19 protein-coding genes and 1 tRNA gene are annotated in these 17,836 nt (G+C 49.8%); 11 read left to right on the top strand and 9 right to left on the bottom strand.

All coding sequences use genetic code 11. The features are described from left to right. Nucleotides 1–148: 148 nt before the first annotated feature. The gene (gene trpC, locus J7445_RS09660; protein ID WP_070654406.1) at nucleotides 149–931 is read right to left on the bottom strand and encodes an indole-3-glycerol phosphate synthase TrpC; all 783 of its coding nucleotides are present in this window, start codon (nucleotides 929–931) and stop codon (nucleotides 149–151) included. Between the two features lie 125 nt (nucleotides 932–1,056). Continuing rightward, a complete protein-coding gene (locus J7445_RS09655) occupies nucleotides 1,057–1,488 on the bottom strand; it encodes an Ag473 family lipoprotein (protein WP_019271607.1) in 432 nt (143 codons plus the stop codon). Nucleotides 1,489–1,673: 185 nt separating this feature from the next. Here J7445_RS09655 and J7445_RS09650 point away from each other — a divergent pair. From J7445_RS09650 to J7445_RS09620, 7 genes are all read left to right on the top strand, one after another. Beyond that, nucleotides 1,674–1,749, top strand: a tRNA-Lys gene (locus J7445_RS09650). A gap of 141 nt (nucleotides 1,750–1,890) precedes the next feature. After that, nucleotides 1,891–3,333, top strand: coding sequence for an aldehyde dehydrogenase (aldA, locus tag J7445_RS09645; protein ID WP_070654407.1), 1,443 nt, complete (start codon nucleotides 1,891–1,893; stop codon nucleotides 3,331–3,333). A 178-nt stretch (nucleotides 3,334–3,511) separates the two neighbouring features. Continuing rightward, nucleotides 3,512–5,023, top strand: a complete 1,512-nt coding sequence (lysS, locus tag J7445_RS09640; protein ID WP_070654408.1) for a lysine--tRNA ligase — start codon at nucleotides 3,512–3,514, stop codon at nucleotides 5,021–5,023. 224 nt (nucleotides 5,024–5,247) lie between these two features. Continuing rightward, the gene (gene minC / locus J7445_RS09635) at nucleotides 5,248–5,952 is read left to right on the top strand and encodes a septum site-determining protein MinC (RefSeq protein ID WP_039406010.1); all 705 of its coding nucleotides are present in this window, start codon (nucleotides 5,248–5,250) and stop codon (nucleotides 5,950–5,952) included. A gap of 27 nt (nucleotides 5,953–5,979) precedes the next feature. Beyond that, the gene (gene minD / locus J7445_RS09630) at nucleotides 5,980–6,795 is read left to right on the top strand and encodes a septum site-determining protein MinD (protein WP_049228815.1); all 816 of its coding nucleotides are present in this window, start codon (nucleotides 5,980–5,982) and stop codon (nucleotides 6,793–6,795) included. A 3-nt stretch (nucleotides 6,796–6,798) separates the two neighbouring features. Then, nucleotides 6,799–7,074 carry a cell division topological specificity factor MinE gene (minE, locus tag J7445_RS09625; protein ID WP_003742768.1) on the top strand — a complete coding sequence of 92 codons (276 nt, stop codon included), beginning with the start codon at nucleotides 6,799–6,801 and terminating at the stop codon, nucleotides 7,072–7,074. Nucleotides 7,075–7,077: 3 nt separating this feature from the next. Beyond that, nucleotides 7,078–7,998 (top strand): hydrogen peroxide-inducible genes activator, encoded by a 921-nt coding sequence (locus J7445_RS09620; RefSeq protein ID WP_003742769.1) that lies wholly within the window; start codon nucleotides 7,078–7,080, stop codon nucleotides 7,996–7,998. 102 nt (nucleotides 7,999–8,100) lie between these two features. Here J7445_RS09620 and dapB read toward each other — a convergent pair whose 3' ends face one another. Next, nucleotides 8,101–8,910, bottom strand: a complete 810-nt coding sequence (gene dapB / locus J7445_RS09615; protein ID WP_070654409.1) for a 4-hydroxy-tetrahydrodipicolinate reductase — start codon at nucleotides 8,908–8,910, stop codon at nucleotides 8,101–8,103. A gap of 15 nt (nucleotides 8,911–8,925) precedes the next feature. Continuing rightward, the gene (locus tag J7445_RS09610; RefSeq protein WP_016686935.1) at nucleotides 8,926–9,309 is read right to left on the bottom strand and encodes an outer membrane protein assembly factor BamE; all 384 of its coding nucleotides are present in this window, start codon (nucleotides 9,307–9,309) and stop codon (nucleotides 8,926–8,928) included. A gap of 210 nt (nucleotides 9,310–9,519) precedes the next feature. Between J7445_RS09610 and fur the strand changes: the two genes are divergently transcribed. Next, nucleotides 9,520–9,954 (top strand): ferric iron uptake transcriptional regulator, encoded by a 435-nt coding sequence (fur, locus tag J7445_RS09605; RefSeq protein WP_003742777.1) that lies wholly within the window; start codon nucleotides 9,520–9,522, stop codon nucleotides 9,952–9,954. 279 nt (nucleotides 9,955–10,233) lie between these two features. Then, on the top strand, nucleotides 10,234–10,959 hold the full coding sequence (aat, locus tag J7445_RS09600) for a leucyl/phenylalanyl-tRNA--protein transferase (RefSeq protein WP_070654410.1): 726 nt from the start codon (nucleotides 10,234–10,236) through the stop codon (nucleotides 10,957–10,959). A 325-nt stretch (nucleotides 10,960–11,284) separates the two neighbouring features. Here the strand turns inward: aat and dtd are convergent, their stop codons facing one another. From dtd to J7445_RS09575, 5 genes are all read right to left on the bottom strand, one after another. Then, on the bottom strand, nucleotides 11,285–11,746 hold the full coding sequence (gene dtd / locus J7445_RS09595; protein ID WP_019271615.1) for a D-aminoacyl-tRNA deacylase: 462 nt from the start codon (nucleotides 11,744–11,746) through the stop codon (nucleotides 11,285–11,287). A 195-nt stretch (nucleotides 11,747–11,941) separates the two neighbouring features. Then, nucleotides 11,942–12,814 (bottom strand): peptidyl-prolyl cis-trans isomerase, encoded by an 873-nt coding sequence (locus J7445_RS09590; protein WP_019271616.1) that lies wholly within the window; start codon nucleotides 12,812–12,814, stop codon nucleotides 11,942–11,944. Between the two features lie 34 nt (nucleotides 12,815–12,848). Beyond that, nucleotides 12,849–13,118 carry a BolA family protein gene (locus tag J7445_RS09585; RefSeq protein ID WP_029609873.1) on the bottom strand — a complete coding sequence of 90 codons (270 nt, stop codon included), beginning with the start codon at nucleotides 13,116–13,118 and terminating at the stop codon, nucleotides 12,849–12,851. Further along, nucleotides 13,118–13,408 (bottom strand): YciI family protein, encoded by a 291-nt coding sequence (locus tag J7445_RS09580; protein ID WP_016686941.1) that lies wholly within the window; start codon nucleotides 13,406–13,408, stop codon nucleotides 13,118–13,120. The genes J7445_RS09585 and J7445_RS09580 overlap by 1 nt, the downstream gene beginning before the upstream one ends. Nucleotides 13,409–13,411: 3 nt before the next feature. Continuing rightward, nucleotides 13,412–13,942, bottom strand: coding sequence for a septation protein A (locus J7445_RS09575; RefSeq protein WP_029609874.1), 531 nt, complete (start codon nucleotides 13,940–13,942; stop codon nucleotides 13,412–13,414). Nucleotides 13,943–14,284: 342 nt separating this feature from the next. Between J7445_RS09575 and J7445_RS09570 the strand changes: the two genes are divergently transcribed. Continuing rightward, nucleotides 14,285–16,750 (top strand): FimV/HubP family polar landmark protein, encoded by a 2,466-nt coding sequence (locus J7445_RS09570; protein ID WP_070654411.1) that lies wholly within the window; start codon nucleotides 14,285–14,287, stop codon nucleotides 16,748–16,750. Nucleotides 16,751–16,881: 131 nt separating this feature from the next. Continuing rightward, entirely contained in the window at nucleotides 16,882–17,694 is an 813-nt protein-coding gene (truA, locus tag J7445_RS09565; protein ID WP_141752006.1) for a tRNA pseudouridine(38-40) synthase TruA, read from the top strand. Nucleotides 17,695–17,836 lie beyond the last annotated feature (142 nt).

The raw sequence follows: 17,836 nt of genomic DNA, 5'->3' as shown, positions 1-17,836 counted from the left end.
GCACCTATTGTCAGCCATGTCAAAAACTAAGAAAGTTGACTATACAATCAGAACTTTGCCCGCTTTTAGACTTGAGGAAAAGAAAGGTCGTCTGAAAACCAAAATCTGTTTTCAGACGACCTTTTACATGATTCCGCAATATGAAACCTTAAAACAGCTTCCTCACTTCCGCTTCAATATCGTCGGCGCGCATAAAAGTTTCGCCGATAAGGAAGGTATGTACGCCGTGGCTGCGCATAAAATCGACATCGGATTTGCTTCGGATGCCGCTTTCGGTAACGACGGTTTTACCTGCCAGTGCAGGCAGTAAATCTAGAGTCTGCTGTAAAGATACGTCGAATGTCCGCAGGTTGCGGTTGTTTACGCCCCATAGGGGTGTTGTCAGATTTCGGCATTTTTCCAATTCGGAAGTATCATGCAGTTCCAACAATACGTTCATGCCTAATTGATGGGCTACTGCTTCAAAATGTTCTAATTGTTCTTGCTCAAGCGCGGCGGCAATCAGTAAGACGGCATCAGCACCCCAGGCACGCGCCTGATAAATCTGATACTCATCAATGATGAAGTCTTTTCGTAAAACGGGAAGCCCGACTGCCGCGCGTGCCGCTTTCAAATATTCGGGAGAGCCTTGGAAATATTGTTCGTCAGTTAAGACGGACAAGCACGCAGCTCCGGCATTTTCATAGGCGCGGGCAATCTGCACAGGATGGAAATCGGGTCTAATCAGCCCTTTGCTCGGGCTGGCTTTTTTAATTTCAGCAATGACGGCAGGGCGGTTTTGCTCGTGTTTGGTACGGATAGAGTCAAAAAAACCGCGTACGGGCAAGGCGGCATCTGCCTGTTTTTTCATTTCATCCAAAGAGACAGAAGCTTTTTGTGTGGCGACTTCCAGGGCTTTGGTTGCAAGGATTTTATTCAGAATATCGGTCATAACAGATTTCCTGCACGGTAAAGCCGTCATCTTAACACAAGAGGTCGTCTGAAAAATAAAACGAGGTAAACAAAACAAGCCGTACGGAATAATTCCGACGGCTTGTTGATACGTTGTTAAAACAATTACTTGGCAGCGTCTTTCATTTTGTCCGCAGCATCTTGAGTTGCATCAGCGGCTTTGTTCAAAGCATCTTTAGCAGCATTTTTTGCATCTTTGGCAGCTTCTTCAACTGCCTTTCCTGTGGCTTCGGTTGCATTCGATAAGGCTTTATCTGCGGTTTCCTTTGCGTCGGAGACAGCTTTATCTGCACTTGCCTTAGCATCGGCAGCCGCATCTTTAACATCGGAAACAGCTTTTTCAGCAGCATCTTTGGCATCGGCAGCTGCATCTTTAACGTCGGAGACTGCTTTATCAGCCGCATCTTTTGCCTCGGAAGCGGCTGCATTGACATCGGAAGCTACGGCGGAAGCAGCTTCTTGGGTTTGTTGTTTGGCCTCTTGAGAGCATGCAGCCAAGCCGGCCATCATCATCGCAGCAATCAGTAATTTTTTCATGTTTTATCCTTTCTTAATCTAGAAAACACCTACTTCGTTTGAGGCAGGCGTGGGCATCATAACATAACAGGTCAGCAAAATAGGGTAGTTTAACGGCAAATAACAGGCTGTTTACTTTTATTGAAAAAAATTTCAATAAAATTATTGACGCACAGGATGTCTGCCAATATAATTCACAGCTTATCGGGTCGTTAGCTCAGTCGGTAGAGCAGCGGACTTTTAATCCGTTGGTCGAGCGTTCGAATCGCTCACGACCCACCAAACATTAAAACCTGCTTTGAAAAAAAGCAGGTTTTTTTCATGTTCTCCGTAATAATCTACTTCTACCACAAATATACTTGTATGCCAGACAATTTAAGCATACACTGACTACACGCGACTACAACAACAGGAGAACTTGAAATGAAACAGTTGGCAATGTACATCAACGGACGCTTTGAAAATGATTTCAACGGCGAATGGCGCGACGTATTGAACCCGTCCACTGAAGAACCCATCGCCCGCGAACCCAAAGGCGGCAAAGCGGACGTTGACCGTGCCGTAGCAGCGGCGCGTGCGGCGCAACCGGCATGGGAGCGGCTGCCTGCGGTCGAACGCGGCGCGTATTTGCGCAAAATCGCCCAAGGCATACGCGAACGCGCCGACGAGCTGACCGACACCATTGTTGCCGAAGGCGGCAAAACCAAAGACTTGGCGCGCGTGGAAGTCATGTTTACCGCCGACTATCTCGATTACCAAGCCGAATGGGCGCGCCGTTATGAAGGCGAAATCATCCAAAGCGACCGTCCGCGTGAAAACATCTTATTGTTCAAACGTCCGCTGGGCGTCGTGGCAGGCATCCTGCCGTGGAACTTCCCCTTCTTCCTGATTGCCCGCAAAATGGGTCCCGCCTTGGTAACGGGCAACACCATCGTCGTCAAACCCAGCAGCGTGACCCCGATCAACTGCCACATCTTCGCTGAAATCGTCGATGCGGTCGGATTGCCCGCAGGCGTGTTCAACGTCGTGAACGGCCCCGGAGCGGAAATCGGCAATGCCTTGTCCGCCCATCCGCAAGTCGATATGGTCAGCCTGACCGGCTCCGTCGAAGCAGGCCGCCAAGTGATGGAAGCCGCTTCCGCCAACATCACCAAAGTTTCGCTGGAACTCGGCGGCAAAGCACCTGCCATCGTGTTGAAAGACGCGGATTTGGACTTGGCGGTGAAATCCATTTTGGCTTCGCGCGTCGGCAACACCGGTCAAATCTGCAACTGCGCCGAGCGCGTCTATGTCCACAGCAGCCTGAAAGACGCGTTCATTGAAAAAATGACCGCTGCCATGAAAGGCGTACGCTACGGCAATCCTGCCGAAGCCGAAGCAGGTGCGCTGGAGATGGGCCCGCTGATTGAAGAGCGCGCCGTCAAAGCCGTTGCCGAAAAAGTGGAACGCGCCGTCAAACAAGGTGCAACGCTGGTTTGCGGCGGCAAACGCGCCGAAGGACGCGGCTATTTCTTCGAGCCGACCCTGCTGACCGACACCGACAACAACATGGACATCATGAAGGAAGAAACCTTCGGCCCCGTCCTGCCTGTTTCCACTTTCGACACGCTCGACCAAGTCATCGCCTTGGCAAACGACTGCGAATTTGGTCTGACCAGCTCCGTTTACACCACCAATCTGAACGAAGCCTTCTACGTCACCCGCCGCCTGCAATTCGGCGAAACCTACATCAACCGCGAAAACTTCGAAGCCATGCAGGGCTTCCACGCCGGTTGGAAAAAATCCGGCATCGGTGGTGCGGACGGCAAACACGGTTTGGAAGAATATCTGCAAACCCAAGTCGTTTATCTGGAAACCAATATTTAACTGCCGATATTAGCCTCAGTTAAACGAAATGCCGCCTGCAACCGATTTTCGGGTTTCGGGCGGCATTTTTGCCTTTATAGAAAAAAACACCGACATCGCGTAAAATATGCGCAAATTTTGTGATTCAATCAGGTCGTCTGAAAAAGATTGCGCCTGATTTATTTTTCCGGAAAACACCATGAGCGAACAAAACAATCCGCAAACCGAGCCGCAGTTGGACGAAAACCAAATCATCGCCCTGCGCCGCGAAAAACTGCACAACATCCGCCAACAGCGCAACGCCTATCCCAACGATTTCAAGCGCGACAGCTTTGCCGCCGATTTGCATGCCCAATACGGCGAAGTCAGCAAGGAAGAACTCGACCCGCAAGCCGTCCCCGTCAAAATTGCCGGCCGCATGATGCTCAAACGCCAAATGGGCAAGGCGAGTTTTGCCACCATTCAAGACGTGACCGGTCAAATCCAGCTTTATCTGAACAACAAAGGCGTGAGTCAGGAAGTTTTGGACGATTTCAACCATTGGGACCTGGGCGACATCGTCGGCGCGGAAGGTACTTTGTTCAAAACCAACCACGGCGAATTGACCGTGCGCGTGTCCGACATCCGCCTGCTGTCCAAATCCCTGCGCCCGCTGCCTGACAAACACAAAGGCTTGAGCGATCAGGAAACCAAATACCGTCAACGCTACGTCGATTTGATTGCCAACGAAGAATCGCGTAATACGTTTATCAAACGTAGCCAAATCATCCAATCCGTGCGCAATTTCATGGTGAACGAGCATTATCTCGAAGTCGAAACCCCGATGATGCACCCGATTCCCGGCGGCGCGACGGCGAAACCGTTCGTGACCCACCACAACGCTCTGGACATTCCGCTCTACCTGCGCATCGCCCCCGAACTGTATCTGAAACGCTTGGTGGTAGGCGGTTTGGAGCGCGTGTTTGAAATCAACCGCAGCTTCCGCAACGAAGGCATGTCCGTGCGCCACAACCCCGAATTCACCATGATCGAATTCTACGAAGCCTTCTCCGACTACGAACGCATGATGCAGATGGCGGAAGACATCATCCGCAACGCATCGCGCACGGTAAACGGCACGGCGAAAATCAGCTACAACGGTAAAGAAGTCGATTTGGAAAGCCCGTTTGAGCGCCTGACCATTCTCGAAGCCATCAAAAAATACAATCCGCACTACACCGACGAGCAGTTGAACGATGCGGAGTGGCTGAAAAAAGAAATCGTCAAACACGGCGAAAGCCTGCCGCCGTCCCCCGGCATCGGCAGCCTGCAACTTGCCCTGTTTGAAGGTTGCGCCGAGGGCAAACTGTGGAACCCGACCTTCATCGTCGATTATCCGGTCGAAGTTTCCCCGTTGGCACGCGCTTCGGATACGAAACAAGGACTGACCGAGCGTTTCGAATTGTTCGTTGTCGGCCGCGAGCTGGCAAACGGCTATTCCGAGTTGAACGACCCCGAAGACCAAGCCGAACGCTTCAAAGCGCAAGTGGCGCAAAAAGACGCGGGCGACGACGAAGCCATGCACTACGATGCCGACTACATCCGCGCGATGGAATTCGGCCTGCCGCCGACAGGCGGTTGCGGCATCGGCATCGACCGCTTGGTGATGCTGCTGACCGATTCGCAAACCATCCGCGACGTGATTCTGTTCCCGCAGATGCGTCCCGAATAAGGTAGGCAGATAATAAAGAAAAGGTCGTCTGAAAACCGGAAAATTGGTTTTCAGACGACCTTTGTCGTTTTTGTACCACTTTGTAACTTTGATTAACCTATATCGATTTTTCATGAAATTCAGAAGAGAATGGGAAATTTCACTTCAGACGACCCAAACGGATTGAATAGCCAAGATTTACACGGTAAACTTACACAATTAAAAAATTTTATGATTTACTCACTATGAAACCTGCCTTCGACATAAAGTCAGCCCGGCTTGACGTGCTGGCTATTCACCTGCATACCGCAGATCTGACCGAATTAGAAGAGTTTCTACGCCAGCGCGCCGGTCAGTATCAAGAATTGGATATTGTTCCTTTTGTTTTAGACGTACAGGATTTCGATCACCCCGAGTCATTGGACATCGGGGCTATGCTGACCCTTTTTGCCCGTTACGGCATGCAGATTTTAGGGCTGCGCCATGAAAGTGAAAGTTGGTCGTCTTTTGCGGCACGTTATCATTTGGTTTTCAGCCGCAGCGACAAATCCGAGCCGCAACAACCCAAAATCAACCAAGAGCCTGCCCCCGTTCAGGCAACCGTCATCAATAACCCGACCGTCCTCATCAGCACCCCCGTCCGCACAGGACAGCAGGTTTATGCGGAAAACGGCGACCTTATCGTGACCGGTATCGTCAGTGAAGGTGCGGAACTCATTGCCGACGGAAACATTCACGTTTATGCACCCATGCGCGGCAGGGCACTGGCTGGCGCGAAAGGCAACACCAACGCGCGCATCTTCATTCACTCCATGCAGGCGGAGTTGGTCTCCGTAGCAGGTATTTACCGCAATTTCGAACAAGACCTGCCCGACCACCTGCACAAAAAAGCCGTACAGGTTTCATTGCAAGACAACCGCCTGGTTATCAGCGCAATCGACACAGATTAACCGTTCCAAGATTTGAAAGGAAATATCGTGACAAAAATCATCGTAGTAACATCAGGTAAAGGCGGCGTAGGTAAAACCACGACCAGCGCCAGTATTGCAGCCGGATTGGCATTGCGAGGCCACAAGACTGCCGTTATCGACTTTGACGTCGGTTTGCGTAACCTCGATCTGATTATGGGTTGCGAACGACGCGTTGTGTATGACCTGATTAACGTCATCCAGGGTGAAGCCACGCTCACCCAGGCACTGATTAAAGACAAAAACTGCGAAAACCTCTTCATTCTGCCTGCATCGCAAACCCGCGACAAAGACGCGCTGACCCGTGAAGGCGTTGAGAAAGTCATGCAGGAATTGAGCAGTGACAAAATGGGATTCGAATACATCATCTGCGACTCTCCCGCCGGTATCGAGCAAGGTGCATTGATGGCGCTCTACTTCGCCGACGAAGCCATCGTTACTACCAACCCCGAAGTATCCAGCGTCCGCGACTCCGACCGCATCTTGGGTATCCTGCAAAGCAAATCCCGCAAAGCGGAACAAGGCGGTACAGTTAAAGAACACCTGCTGATTACCCGCTACTCGCCAGAGCGCGTCAGCAAAGGCGAAATGCTGTCCGTACAAGACATTTGCGACATCCTGCGCATCCCGCTTTTGGGCGTGATTCCGGAATCGCAAAACGTCCTGCAAGCATCTAATGCCGGCGAACCCGTCATCCATCAAAACAGCGTTTCCGCTGCCGAAGCCTACAAAGACGTTATCGCACGCCTCTTGGGTGAAAACCGCGAAATGCGTTTCCTGGAAGCTGAGAAAAAAGGCTTCTTCAAACGACTGTTCGGAGGCTAAGCCATGTCATTAATAGATATGTTGTTCGGCAGAAAGCCGAAAACCGCCGCCGTCGCACGCGACCGCCTGCAAATCATCATTGCCCAAGAACGCGCGCAAGAAGGGAAAGCCCCCGACTATCTGCCGACCCTACGCAAAGAATTGCTGGAAGTATTGTCCAAATACGTCAACGTTTCTTTGGACGACATCCGCATTTCCCAAGAAAAGCAGGACGGTATGGATGTTCTCGAATTGAACATCACCCTGCCTGAACAAAAAACGGAACAGAAAAAGGCTTAACACATGACCTTGACCGAATTGCGTTACATCGTAGCCGTCGCGCAGGAGCGTCATTTCGGACGTGCCGCGCGCCGCTGCTTTGTCAGCCAGCCCACCCTTTCCATCGCCATCAAAAAGCTGGAAGAAGAGCTGTCGGTATCCCTGTTTGACCGCAGCAGCAACGACATCATCACCACTGAAGCGGGCGAACGCATCGTTGCCCAAGCCCGCCGCGTGCTGGAAGAAGCCGAGCTGATCAAGCACCTTGCCAGCGAAGAGCAAAACGAATTGGAAGGCGCATTCAAACTCGGTCTGATTTTTACCGTCGCCCCCTACCTTCTGCCCAAGCTCATCATTTCCCTGCGCGAAACCGCGCCGAAAATGCCCCTGATGCTTGAAGAAAACTACACGCACATCCTGACCGAATCGCTCAAACGCGGCGACGTCGATGCCATCGTAGTCGCTGAACCCTTCCAAGAGCCTGGCATTGTTACAGAGCCTTTGTATGACGAACCTTTCTTCGTCATCGTCCCCAAAGGGCACCATTTCGAAGAACTCGATGCCGTTACCCCGCAAATGTTGGGCGAAGAGCAGGTTTTGTTGCTGACGGAAGGCAACTGTATGCGCGACCAAGTTTTATCAAGCTGTTCCGAGCTGGCCGCCAAGCAGAAAATCCAAGGCCTGACCAACACCCTGCAAGGCAGCTCCATCAACACCATCCGCCACATGGTTGCCAGCGGTCTCGCCATCAGCGTCATGCCCGCTACCGCGTTGACCGAAAACGACCATTTGCTGTTCAGCATCATCCCGTTTTCAGGCTCCGTACCGCACCGCCGCGTCGTTTTGGCATACCGTCGGAACTTCGTCCGCCCCAAAGCATTGACTGCTTTGCGGACTGCCATCCTCAATTCCCATCTTCACGGCGTAAGTTTTGTGAAGGAATAAAAGGGTTGGCGTATTGGTGTAAACCGATTGCTGTAAGTAATCAAAAGGTCGTCTGAAAAACATTTTTCAGACGACCTTTTTGTGTCATAGGAGAAACCAGCTTTAGTTGTTTTTCAATCCTAAAACGTCCTGCATATCGTACAAACCTGTTTTGCCGTTGACCCAAACTGCGGCGCGGACGGCGCCGGCTGCGAAGGTCATGCGGCTGCTGGCTTTGTGGGTGATTTCGACGCGTTCGCCGTCGGTGGCGAAGAGGGCGGTGTGGTCGCCGACGATGTCGCCTGCGCGGACGGTGGCAAAGCCGATAGTGGACGGATCGCGCGGGCCAGTATGGCCTTCGCGGCCGTAAACGGCGCATTGTTTGAGGTCGCGGCCGAGCGCGTCGGCAATGACTTCGCCCATGCGCAGGGCGGTGCCGCTGGGGGCATCGACTTTGTGGCGGTGGTGGCCTTCTATGATTTCGATGTCGTAGCCTTCGTTGAGGACGCGGGCGACGGTGTCGAGGATGTGGAAGGTCAGGTTGACGCCGACGCTGAAGTTGGCGGCGAAGACGACGCCTGTTTTTTCGCCGGCGGCTCGGATGGCGGCTTTGCCTGCGTCGTCGAAACCGGTGGTGCCGATGATGATGTTGACGCCTTTTTCCACGCATTTTTGCAGGTGTTTCAGGGTCGGCTCGGGGCGGGTAAAGTCGATGAGTACGTCGCTTTGGGCGAGGACGGCATCAACGTCGTCTGAAATGGCGATGCCGGTTTTGATGCCAGAGGCGAAACCTGCGTCCAAGCCTAAGACTTCGGAGCCGGAGTGTTCGAGTGCGCCGGAGAGGATGGTGTCGGGATGGTTGTTGACGGCTTCAACCAGTACGCGGCCCATGCGGCCGTTGACGCCGGCGATGGCGATTTTTAATGCGCTCATGCGTTTTCCTTGTGATTATTGTGCGGTTTGGGCTGCTCTTTGTTCGGCTTGGAGGGTTTCGATGGATTTTTGGATGGCGTCGCCTTCTGCGCGGACAAGGACATCATTTTCAAAATAAACGGTGAGGTTGCTGCGGTCTTTGATGATGCCGTTGCGGCTGGTATTGAAGGTGTAGTCCCAGCGATCGGCGTGGAATGCGTCGCGCAGCAGCGGGGTGCCGAGCAGGAGTTGGACTTGGTCGCGGCTCATGCCTGCTTGGAGGGAGACGACGGCGCGGGGATCAAGTTCGTTGCCTTGGATGACTTTGAGTTTGTAAGAGGGGAACAGGGAAACGCGTTCGGCGCTGCATGCGGAAAGTCCGATGAGGGCGGCGAGGGCAAGACAGAGGGTTTTGTTCACAGATATGCCTTTCTGTTCGAATTCGGGTGGAAGGGTATCATTGCTTGAATATTTTGAAAAAGCAAACGATAATCATCTCTTTGATTATAATTTCAGCCAACTATCGTTTGTATGCAAATAGGACTTGTGGTTTTATTGCAAACCGCTATGGTGTAATGGGCTGAAATTGCGTATTATAACGTCTATTACTTTACAGGGATATTGAATATTATGGAAAAATTCAGCAATATTGCGCAATTGAAAGACAGCGGTTTGAAGGTTACCGGTCCGCGTTTGAAAATCTTGGATTTGTTTGAGTCTCATGCTGAAGAGCATTTGAGTGCTGAAGATGTGTACCGTATTTTGCTGGAAGAGGGTGTGGAAATCGGCGTAGCGACGATTTACCGCGTATTGACCCAGTTCGAGCAGGCAGGCATTTTGCAGCGCCATCATTTTGAAACCGGCAAAGCGGTTTACGAATTGGACAAAGGCGACCACCACGACCATATTGTCTGCGTGAAGTGCGGCGAGGTAACGGAATTCCACAATCCCGAAATCGAAGCCTTGCAAGACAAAATCGCGGAAGAAAACGGCTACCGCATCGTTGACCATGCGCTTTATATGTACGGCGTGTGCGGCGAATGCCAAGCGAAGAGCAAACGCTGATTCCCGTTTTAAAAGATGTTTGATGTTCAGACGACCTTGGATGAGAATTTGGGGTCGTCTGAAATTTTTTGCGGAACATGAACATCATGCCGTTGCAAATCAGAATAATATAGTGGATTAACTTTAAATCAGGACAAGGCGGCGAAGCCGCAGACAGTACAGATAGTACGGAACCGATTCACTTGGTGCTTCAGCACCTTAGAGAATCGTTCTCTTTGAGCTAAGGCGAGGCAACGCCGTACTGGTTTAAAGTTAATCCACTATACCTTAGGATTTTTAATGAGTATCCCCTTGCTTTACCCTAATGATTACACTTTTCCCGACCCGTTTTACGCGCTGGAAGAATGCGACGGCGTGGTCGGTATCAGCCGCGATTTGGATACGGGACGGCTGCTGTCGGCGTATCGGCAGGGGATTTTCCCGTGGTTCAGCGAAGACGGCTGGTTTTTTTGGTACACCATAGACCCGCGTGCCGTCATCGTGCCTGAAAATCTGCATATCGGGCGTTCGTTGGCGAAAACCTTGCGCAACAAACCCTATCGGGTAACGGTCAACCAATGCTTCGAAACCGTCATTGCGCATTGCGCCGCCTTTCCGCGCCCCGGTCAGGACGGCACATGGATTGTTCCCGAATTCCAAGCCGCTTATACCGAGCTGCACCGCTTGGGTTACGCGCATTCGTTTGAATGTTTCTATCCCGATGAAGCAGGTCGTCTGAAACTGGCGGGCGGCTTTTACGGCGTACAAATCGGACGGGTGTTTTACGGAGAATCCATGTTCGCCCTCGAGACTGACGCTTCCAAAATCGCCTTCGCGCGAGCCGTTCCGTTTCTTGCCGGATTGGGCATTGAGTTGATTGACTGTCAACAAGATACCCTGCATATGCATCGTTTCGGTTCGGAACCGATACCGTTCGCCGAATTTCAGACGACCTTACAACGCTTGAACGCTTTGCCTTTGAAAGAAGAATTAGGTGCGCGGGTAGTGGTGGAGACGTTGACATAGTGGCAAGATATAGAGTCGACTTCGAATTAGAATCGAATAAAAAAAGGTCGTCTGAAACCCAATTTTTGGGTTTTCAGACGACCTTTGGATTATATGAGGCAATGGCAATACTTGTTTTGTCTTGCAGAGACCTTTGCAATAACATAGGTTACTAAAATTTTATGCTCAATCTCATTTTCAAAATACAAAACTTTTCTGATTTTTCCTACTTTTTGCTCAATATTTAGGAATGTTTTAGACAATTGAAAATTTTTTGGCGCATTTTTATGCGTCAAATTTCGTTAACAGACTATTTTTGCAAAGGTCTCTTGCAGTAGGATTTTCGTCAAAACAATTTTTGCGAGTCCAGCAGTAGGGTAACGGGGCCGTCGTTGCACAGGCTGACCTGCATATGCGTTTGGAAGCAGCCGGTTTGTACGTTCAAACCATGTCCGCGCAATAGTTCTGCAGTATGCAAATAGAGTGTTTGCGCCTGTTCGGCAGGGGCGGCTGCCGAGAAAGACGGACGGCGTCCATTTCGTGCATCGGCATACAACGTGAATTGGGAAACCAGCAGGATTGAGCCGCCAACATCTTTGACGGACAGGTTCAATTTGCCGGCATCGTCTTCGAAAATACGCAGATTGGCGGCTTTGTCGGCAATATAGCGCGCATCTGCTTCGGTATCGTCGTGGGTAACGCCGAGCAATATCATCAACCCGTTATCGATTTCTGCGCAGGTTTCCTTATGATTTCCGTCCAATACATCGACACGGGAACAACTCACTTTTTGGATGACGGCTCGCATAGCGGTTCTTTATCTCTATTCAAAAGATTGGTTGACGGCGGATTCAGATACACAAGTGTTTCAACAGCAATGCAGGTAGAAAAGGTCGTCTGAAAAACGTTATGGTTTCAGACGACCTTTAGGTGGATTGCATCAATGCAGCAAAAAGAATCCGGCTTAATTTCCTTTACTTATCCGTTATAGGAAGCTTAAAGGTTATTTGGCAGGTTTGATGTCGGCTTTTTGCAAGAGCGCACGCATAGTGTCGTCAATGCGGGCAGTACTCAGATCGCGGGCTATGTTGCCTTTGATTTCGTTAAAGGCAGGGACTTTGACATCGCGGCGGTCGTCAACGTAAAACACGGCGTAAGAATTACCGTCTTGTAGCGGTTCGGATGTCGCTTCGCCTTTTTTCAGGTCTTTGACTGCTGCGTACAGAGGCGGTGCGGCTTCTTGCAAGTCTTTCAGCGGAACATAAGCTTGAGGAATGCCTCCTGCTTTTTTGGCTTCTTCGTCAATCGAATATTGTTTCAATACTGCGGTAAAAGCTTTCTTCGCCTTCAAATCGGCAGCGGCTTTTTGTCCGTCGGCTTTAGTTCGTGTAACGATTTCCCCTAGGCGTACTTCCTGACTGCCTTGGTAGAATTTGGCAAATTCATCGTAGGATTTTTTAATTTCTTGTTCGTTGACAGGATTTTTGCGCAATACGTCGATGGCCAGGGCTTGTCCGAGCAGGTCGTCTTCAAATGCCGCCCATTCTGTTTTGAAGGACGGTTTTTTGTCCGCGCCTTGTTTCTTCGCATCTGCACGGGCTTGTTCAAGGGCTTTTTTGAATTCCGCACTTTGATCCAGCTTGCGGCGTTTGGCTTCTTGCGCGACAACCGTGCTAATAACTTGGCGGTTGGTCAATTCTTGTCGCAGTTGTGGCGAATCCTGGATTTGTTTGTTTTCAGCACTCAAGGCGGCAACTTGTCCGTCAATCACGCTGCTGTCGATGGCTTGTCCGTTGACGGTAACCAGGGTTTGGGCAAACAGGCTGCCGGATAGGGCGGCCATAACCAATGCGGCTGTAAAATGGGTTTTTCTCATAATCTTCTCTTTAATTTGAAACACTGCGGATAATTCAATGGAAATATTCGTCGGGCGTTGCCGCCTTAATGCTCAAGGCGTGGACGAAACCGCCGGCAAACAGGTCTTGGAGCAGGTTTTGAACCATGCGTTGGCGTTCGATACGTTTCATCCCAGTGAAAGCCTCGCTGACGACGGTTACAGCATAATGCCCCCCGCCTTTATTGCCTGCGTGTCCTTTGTGCAAATGGCTGTCGTCTTGAAACTCGAATATCTGAGGGTTTAGAGTTTTCAGACGACCTTCTATTGCTGAACGCATATCCATTATTTAAAAACAGCTTTGTAGGGCTTAATCAAAACTTCCTCATATACGCCCGCAGCGACATAAGGATCTTGTTCTGCCCATTCTTGGGCTTCGTCAAGCGATGCAAATTTGGCGACGATAAGGCTGCCGGAGACGCGTTCGGGATTGTCGGGCAGGGGATTCGGTCCGGCTGTCAGAAGGCGCCCTTCGGCTTGCAGGGCTTCCAAACGTTTCAGATGATCAGGACGTGCAGCCATACGGGCTTCATGCACGTCGTCTGCATCAGTGGCCAAAAGCATATAAAATTCCATTGCTTAATTCTCCTTCGGTAAATGTTTGCCCAAATAAATACCTTGAGCGATAAAAAAAGCGAACATCAGTCCGGTTGAACCGAACATCTTGTAATTCACCCAATGGCTTTCAAAATGAGTGAATACAAACCAGTTGGCTATGCCCATAAATACGAGAAACGCTACCCAAGCATAGGTCAGATTATTCCAGACGGTATCGGGTAATTCGAGTTCCTTGCCCATTGTCGCCTTAAGTCCGTTTTTCCCGGCAAGGTGGCTGAAAAGCAAAACCAGTGCGCCTATCCAAAACAATACGGACGGTTTCCACATGATGAATCGCGGATCTTTCAGAAGGATGGTCGCCCCGCCGAATACCACGATTAAAACCAATCCGACCCACTGCATCGTATCCAGCTTTTTAAATTTCCAATAGGTAAAAGCCGCCTGCAAAACACCGACTACCAAAGCTACGGCTGTCGCGGCAATCATGTCTTTCGTAACCGTATAAGTCAGAAAAAACAAAATTACCGCCAATAAATCACTCAGAATTTTCATATAAAAAACAAAAATAAGGAAACCAAACAATCAAACGGCAATCATACAGGCAGCCGCGGTTTTTTGCATTACCGTAAATCTCAAACTTTGGTTTGTTTGATATGCCATCGGTTTGTTGCAGGGTTTTAAAAATGCAAATGGAATGATAAAATAAGTTCCCGATAGATTTGTAAAAAAGAAACACACCGATGCAAACAGCAACGGTTTATGACATTTTTGATAACATAAATGACAGTGTTACTTGGCAGATTAGGGACTTAGACTATATCATAACGTAATATATCGTAATAGACGGTTAAGTACTCGGCAGTACCGCAGGATTCATTTCATAGGGGACAAGTTTTGAAAAAGCATTACAAAATCAAACTTATCGCAGCTTCCGTTGCCTTAGCGGTTTCGGTGGGTGCAAGCGCAGGGTTGGGCGGTTTAAATGTTCAATCGCATTTGGGTGAGCCGTTTTCCGGCAACATCACCGTAACCGGAGAAGAAGCACAGGCATTGTTTAACGGCGGCAAGGCTTCCGTATCTAATGCCAACCTCAGAACCAGCGTTCACAGAGCGGGCGATCGTGCCGTCATCAATATCCGTTCGGCTAAAGCCATCAAAGACCCTGTGCTGATTTTCCAAGTCAGTACCGGCTCTCAATCTAGAGAATATACCGCAATCATCGATCCGGCTGATTACTCGGTCAAGGGCGACAGTACGCCCCGCGTTCGTCAGGAGCTGCCTCCCGCATACGCTTCCCAGCAGATAGACCGTCAAGCTGCGCGCGAACGGATTAACCGTGCGCTGCGTAGTGGAAATGCGTCTGCAGATGTTGCGAATAATACGCGTAAAGACGGAATCGACAATAAAAAGTCAAAAAATGCCCAAACACAGCCTAAACAGACGCAAAATGCAGCCTCTTCTGTACAGGGCGAGCCGCGTTATGGCAAACGACATTTAGTCAAACAGGGTGAAACCCTGACTGAAATTGCGACCCGTATCCGTCCTCAAGGAATGACGGTCGAGCAGGCAATACAGGCATTGGTAAAAGCCAACCCTGGTGTGTTCATCAATAAAAATGCCGACCATATGTTGGCTGGCAAAGTATTGAATATCCCGACCCAGTTCGATATGAAACAGGCAGCCGCTAAACAGGCCGCCGAGAAGCCTCTTGTGTCTGATAAACAGCAGCCGCAGACCGCAGCAGCATCTAAAGCATCGTCTGAAAAATCAGAAGCTGCCAAAACTAATGCATCTGCGGAAAATAAGGCAGGTGAAAATAAGGCTGGCGAAGAGGCTAAATCAAACAAAGAAGCCAAGTTTGAACAACAACCAGCACAAGTAACCGCTTCCGCTCCACATGGTGCAACACAAGAACAAGCTGCTTCATCTGTAGGCACTGAGGAAGTATTACAACCCGGCATCGCAGAACAAACCGCTGCAAGTGAAACAGCAAAATCTACGCCGGAAGCCCAAGTTGAAGAAGCTTTGGCTGCTCAGCAAAATTCCGCTGCTCAAAGTGAAGCAGTAGAAGAGTCGTCTGAAGATGGCGGATTATGGCGCTGGCTGTTAATCGGCGGCGGTGCGCTGTTGGCATTGTTGCTGTTACTGAAAGCTTTGGGCAAACGAAAAGCAGCTGCTGTCGCGCCTGTCGTACCTGTTCCTTCTGCAGGATATGACGAAGAAGATGACGACATTAGCTTTGCAGAAACCGTGATAGCTGACGAGGCGAAGCCCGAACAGTTTGTTCAAGCGAAAGCTGTTCCGGCAGAAGAGCCTGACGGACTGTCTATCGAGGATGATTTTGACGACGAGGCTTTTTTTGTACAGCCCAATGCAGCCAAAGAAGCCGCTGAAGATGAGATCAATATCAATATCGATGATATTGACGATAAGCACGTCGGTATCGTATCCAGCGCAGTTACCGTGGATGAGGAAACGGAAAAACGCCGTGATTTGGATTGGGACTCAGTTGAATCGACAGAAAGCGTATATGAGCCCGAACCGGAGAATCCATATCAACCGGTTTCAGTAGTTATAGAAGGCAGACATCAAGAAGAAGCAGTAGAAGAGCCTGATAATACAGCTCATATTCAGCAATTTGATGAGGTTCAGTCAAACTTTGGCACGTCTTCCCATGACGCCAATGAAGAAACCAAAGAGGCGGATGCCTCAGTAGGTGAGGAAGAATATTCTTATACCGAACCCGCCGTTGCGGAAGAAGTTTCTGATTTGGAGTTTGACTACGAAGCTTCCGATGCTTCCGAAGTTCAACAGCAGGAGCAGACTGTTGGCGCAGAAGATGTCAAAGGCGTTGAAGAAGCAGAAGAAGGATGGGATTTCTTCTCGGAAAAAATCGAAACCCAACCTATCGAGCCTCTGCCTGAGTTCACAACATCTAAGCAAACATCGTCTGAAAAATTAAATGAAGACGAGGCTTTAGAGTTTGCTTCCGTTGATGCTGCAGCCGATGAAGCCGTAGCCGAAGAGCCTTTTGAAATCAAACAAGATGAAGGCATTATCTTCCAAGAAAGCGATGAAGATTTCGGATTGGCAGATTCTCAAGGTAATGAAGTAGAAGAGACCATCGAATGGGAAAACCTGACAGTTGATGAAGAAGTAAGCAAGTCGGCATTTGACTCAGGCTTTATTTCCGAATCCGTCGGAATGACTGCTCCTTTGGAAGCCAAATACGAATTGGCAAAAATGTATGTCGAAATTGGAGACCCCGGTGCAGCTCGTGAAACTTTGCAAGAGCTGATGGAAGAGGCTACCGGCGATATCTTAGATAAAACCAAAGCCTTGTTGGCAGAGCTAGGCTGATTAATCCAACAATCCCTTTCTTGAAAGAAAAATAAAGATGCCGTGTCTAAAAGCGGCATCTTTTTTATTGCTATACTGTCGGATAAGCAATTTTCGTATGATTTTGTTCGAATATAGAACCCTCACCGATTATGATGTTTCCTTCTTCAAATCAGCCCGCTGTTTATCGTTGGGCATTAACCCTATCTTATGATGGCAGCCGATTTTACGGCTGGCAAAAACAAGCTGGCGGCTTGCCTACTGTTCAGACGACCTTAGAATATGCACTCAGCCAAATTGCGGGTGAAGCCATCCGAACCATAGTCGCCGGACGGACGGATACAGGCGTACACGCGACTGCGCAAGTCGTCCATTTCGATACCACAGTAGTCCGTCCCGAACAAGCATGGGTACGGGGCATCAATGCCTATCTTCCTGAAGGTGTGGCTGTATTGTTCGCACAGCAAGTCGCCCCACATTTTCACGCCCGCTTTGACGCATACGGTAGAAAGTATCGTTACCTTTTGGAATCATCTCCCGTCCGCTCCCCGGTATTGCAAGGCAGGGTAGGGTGGACGCATCTCAAACTCGATCCTGACAAAATGCAACAGGCGGCATTATTATTAGAAGGCGAACATGATTTCTCCAGCTTTCGTGCTGCCGAATGCCAAGCAAAATCACCCGTTAAAACCTTATACAGCGCAAAAATCAGCGGTACGCCGCAACTCCTCAAACTGGATTTGCACGGCAATGCCTTTCTGCACCATATGGTGCGTAATATTATGGGCGCGTTGGTTTATGTCGGTAGTGGTAGACTGAGCGTTTCTGAATTCCAAGCCTTAATTGAAGAACGCAGTCGATTAAAAGCACCTCCGACTTTTATGCCTGATGGGCTGTATTTGACCGGGGTGGATTATCCGCCCGAGTTCGGCATCATCCGTCCCGAAATGCCCGAATGGCTGTAAGGCCGTCCGAAATACTGTCAAACCTATTCTTCCCTTCCATAAAGAAAATTCTAGTCACTCCCGTGCTGACAGGGATCCAAGCATTGATTTTTAGAAAAATATTCAAAAATTACCGTACTCAAGCTCTTGTATTTCTTTCACA

Origin of the sequence: Neisseria sicca, assembly GCF_017753665.1 — a bacterium.
GTDB classification, from domain to species: Bacteria; Pseudomonadota; Gammaproteobacteria; order Burkholderiales; family Neisseriaceae; genus Neisseria; species Neisseria flava.
The sequence above is the reverse complement of the archived record's forward strand: the minus strand, read 5'-3'. Positions and strand labels throughout refer to the sequence as shown.

Coding starts and splice junctions, on each gene's coding strand:
- trpC (WP_070654406.1), bottom strand. CDS start 931: ATGACCGATATTCTGAATAAAATCCTTGCAACCAAAGCCCTGGAAGTC.
- J7445_RS09655 (WP_019271607.1), bottom strand. CDS start 1,488: ATGAAAAAATTACTGATTGCTGCGATGATGATGGCCGGCTTGGCTGCA.
- aldA (WP_070654407.1), top strand. CDS start 1,891: ATGAAACAGTTGGCAATGTACATCAACGGACGCTTTGAAAATGATTTC.
- lysS (WP_070654408.1), top strand. CDS start 3,512: ATGAGCGAACAAAACAATCCGCAAACCGAGCCGCAGTTGGACGAAAAC.
- minC (WP_039406010.1), top strand. CDS start 5,248: ATGAAACCTGCCTTCGACATAAAGTCAGCCCGGCTTGACGTGCTGGCT.
- minE (WP_003742768.1), top strand. CDS start 6,799: ATGTCATTAATAGATATGTTGTTCGGCAGAAAGCCGAAAACCGCCGCC.
- J7445_RS09620 (WP_003742769.1), top strand. CDS start 7,078: ATGACCTTGACCGAATTGCGTTACATCGTAGCCGTCGCGCAGGAGCGT.
- dapB (WP_070654409.1), bottom strand. CDS start 8,910: ATGAGCGCATTAAAAATCGCCATCGCCGGCGTCAACGGCCGCATGGGC.
- fur (WP_003742777.1), top strand. CDS start 9,520: ATGGAAAAATTCAGCAATATTGCGCAATTGAAAGACAGCGGTTTGAAG.
- aat (WP_070654410.1), top strand. CDS start 10,234: ATGAGTATCCCCTTGCTTTACCCTAATGATTACACTTTTCCCGACCCG.
- dtd (WP_019271615.1), bottom strand. CDS start 11,746: ATGCGAGCCGTCATCCAAAAAGTGAGTTGTTCCCGTGTCGATGTATTG.
- J7445_RS09590 (WP_019271616.1), bottom strand. CDS start 12,814: ATGAGAAAAACCCATTTTACAGCCGCATTGGTTATGGCCGCCCTATCC.
- J7445_RS09585 (WP_029609873.1), bottom strand. CDS start 13,118: ATGGATATGCGTTCAGCAATAGAAGGTCGTCTGAAAACTCTAAACCCT.
- J7445_RS09580 (WP_016686941.1), bottom strand. CDS start 13,408: ATGGAATTTTATATGCTTTTGGCCACTGATGCAGACGACGTGCATGAA.
- J7445_RS09575 (WP_029609874.1), bottom strand. CDS start 13,942: ATGAAAATTCTGAGTGATTTATTGGCGGTAATTTTGTTTTTTCTGACT.
- truA (WP_141752006.1), top strand. CDS start 16,882: ATGATGTTTCCTTCTTCAAATCAGCCCGCTGTTTATCGTTGGGCATTA.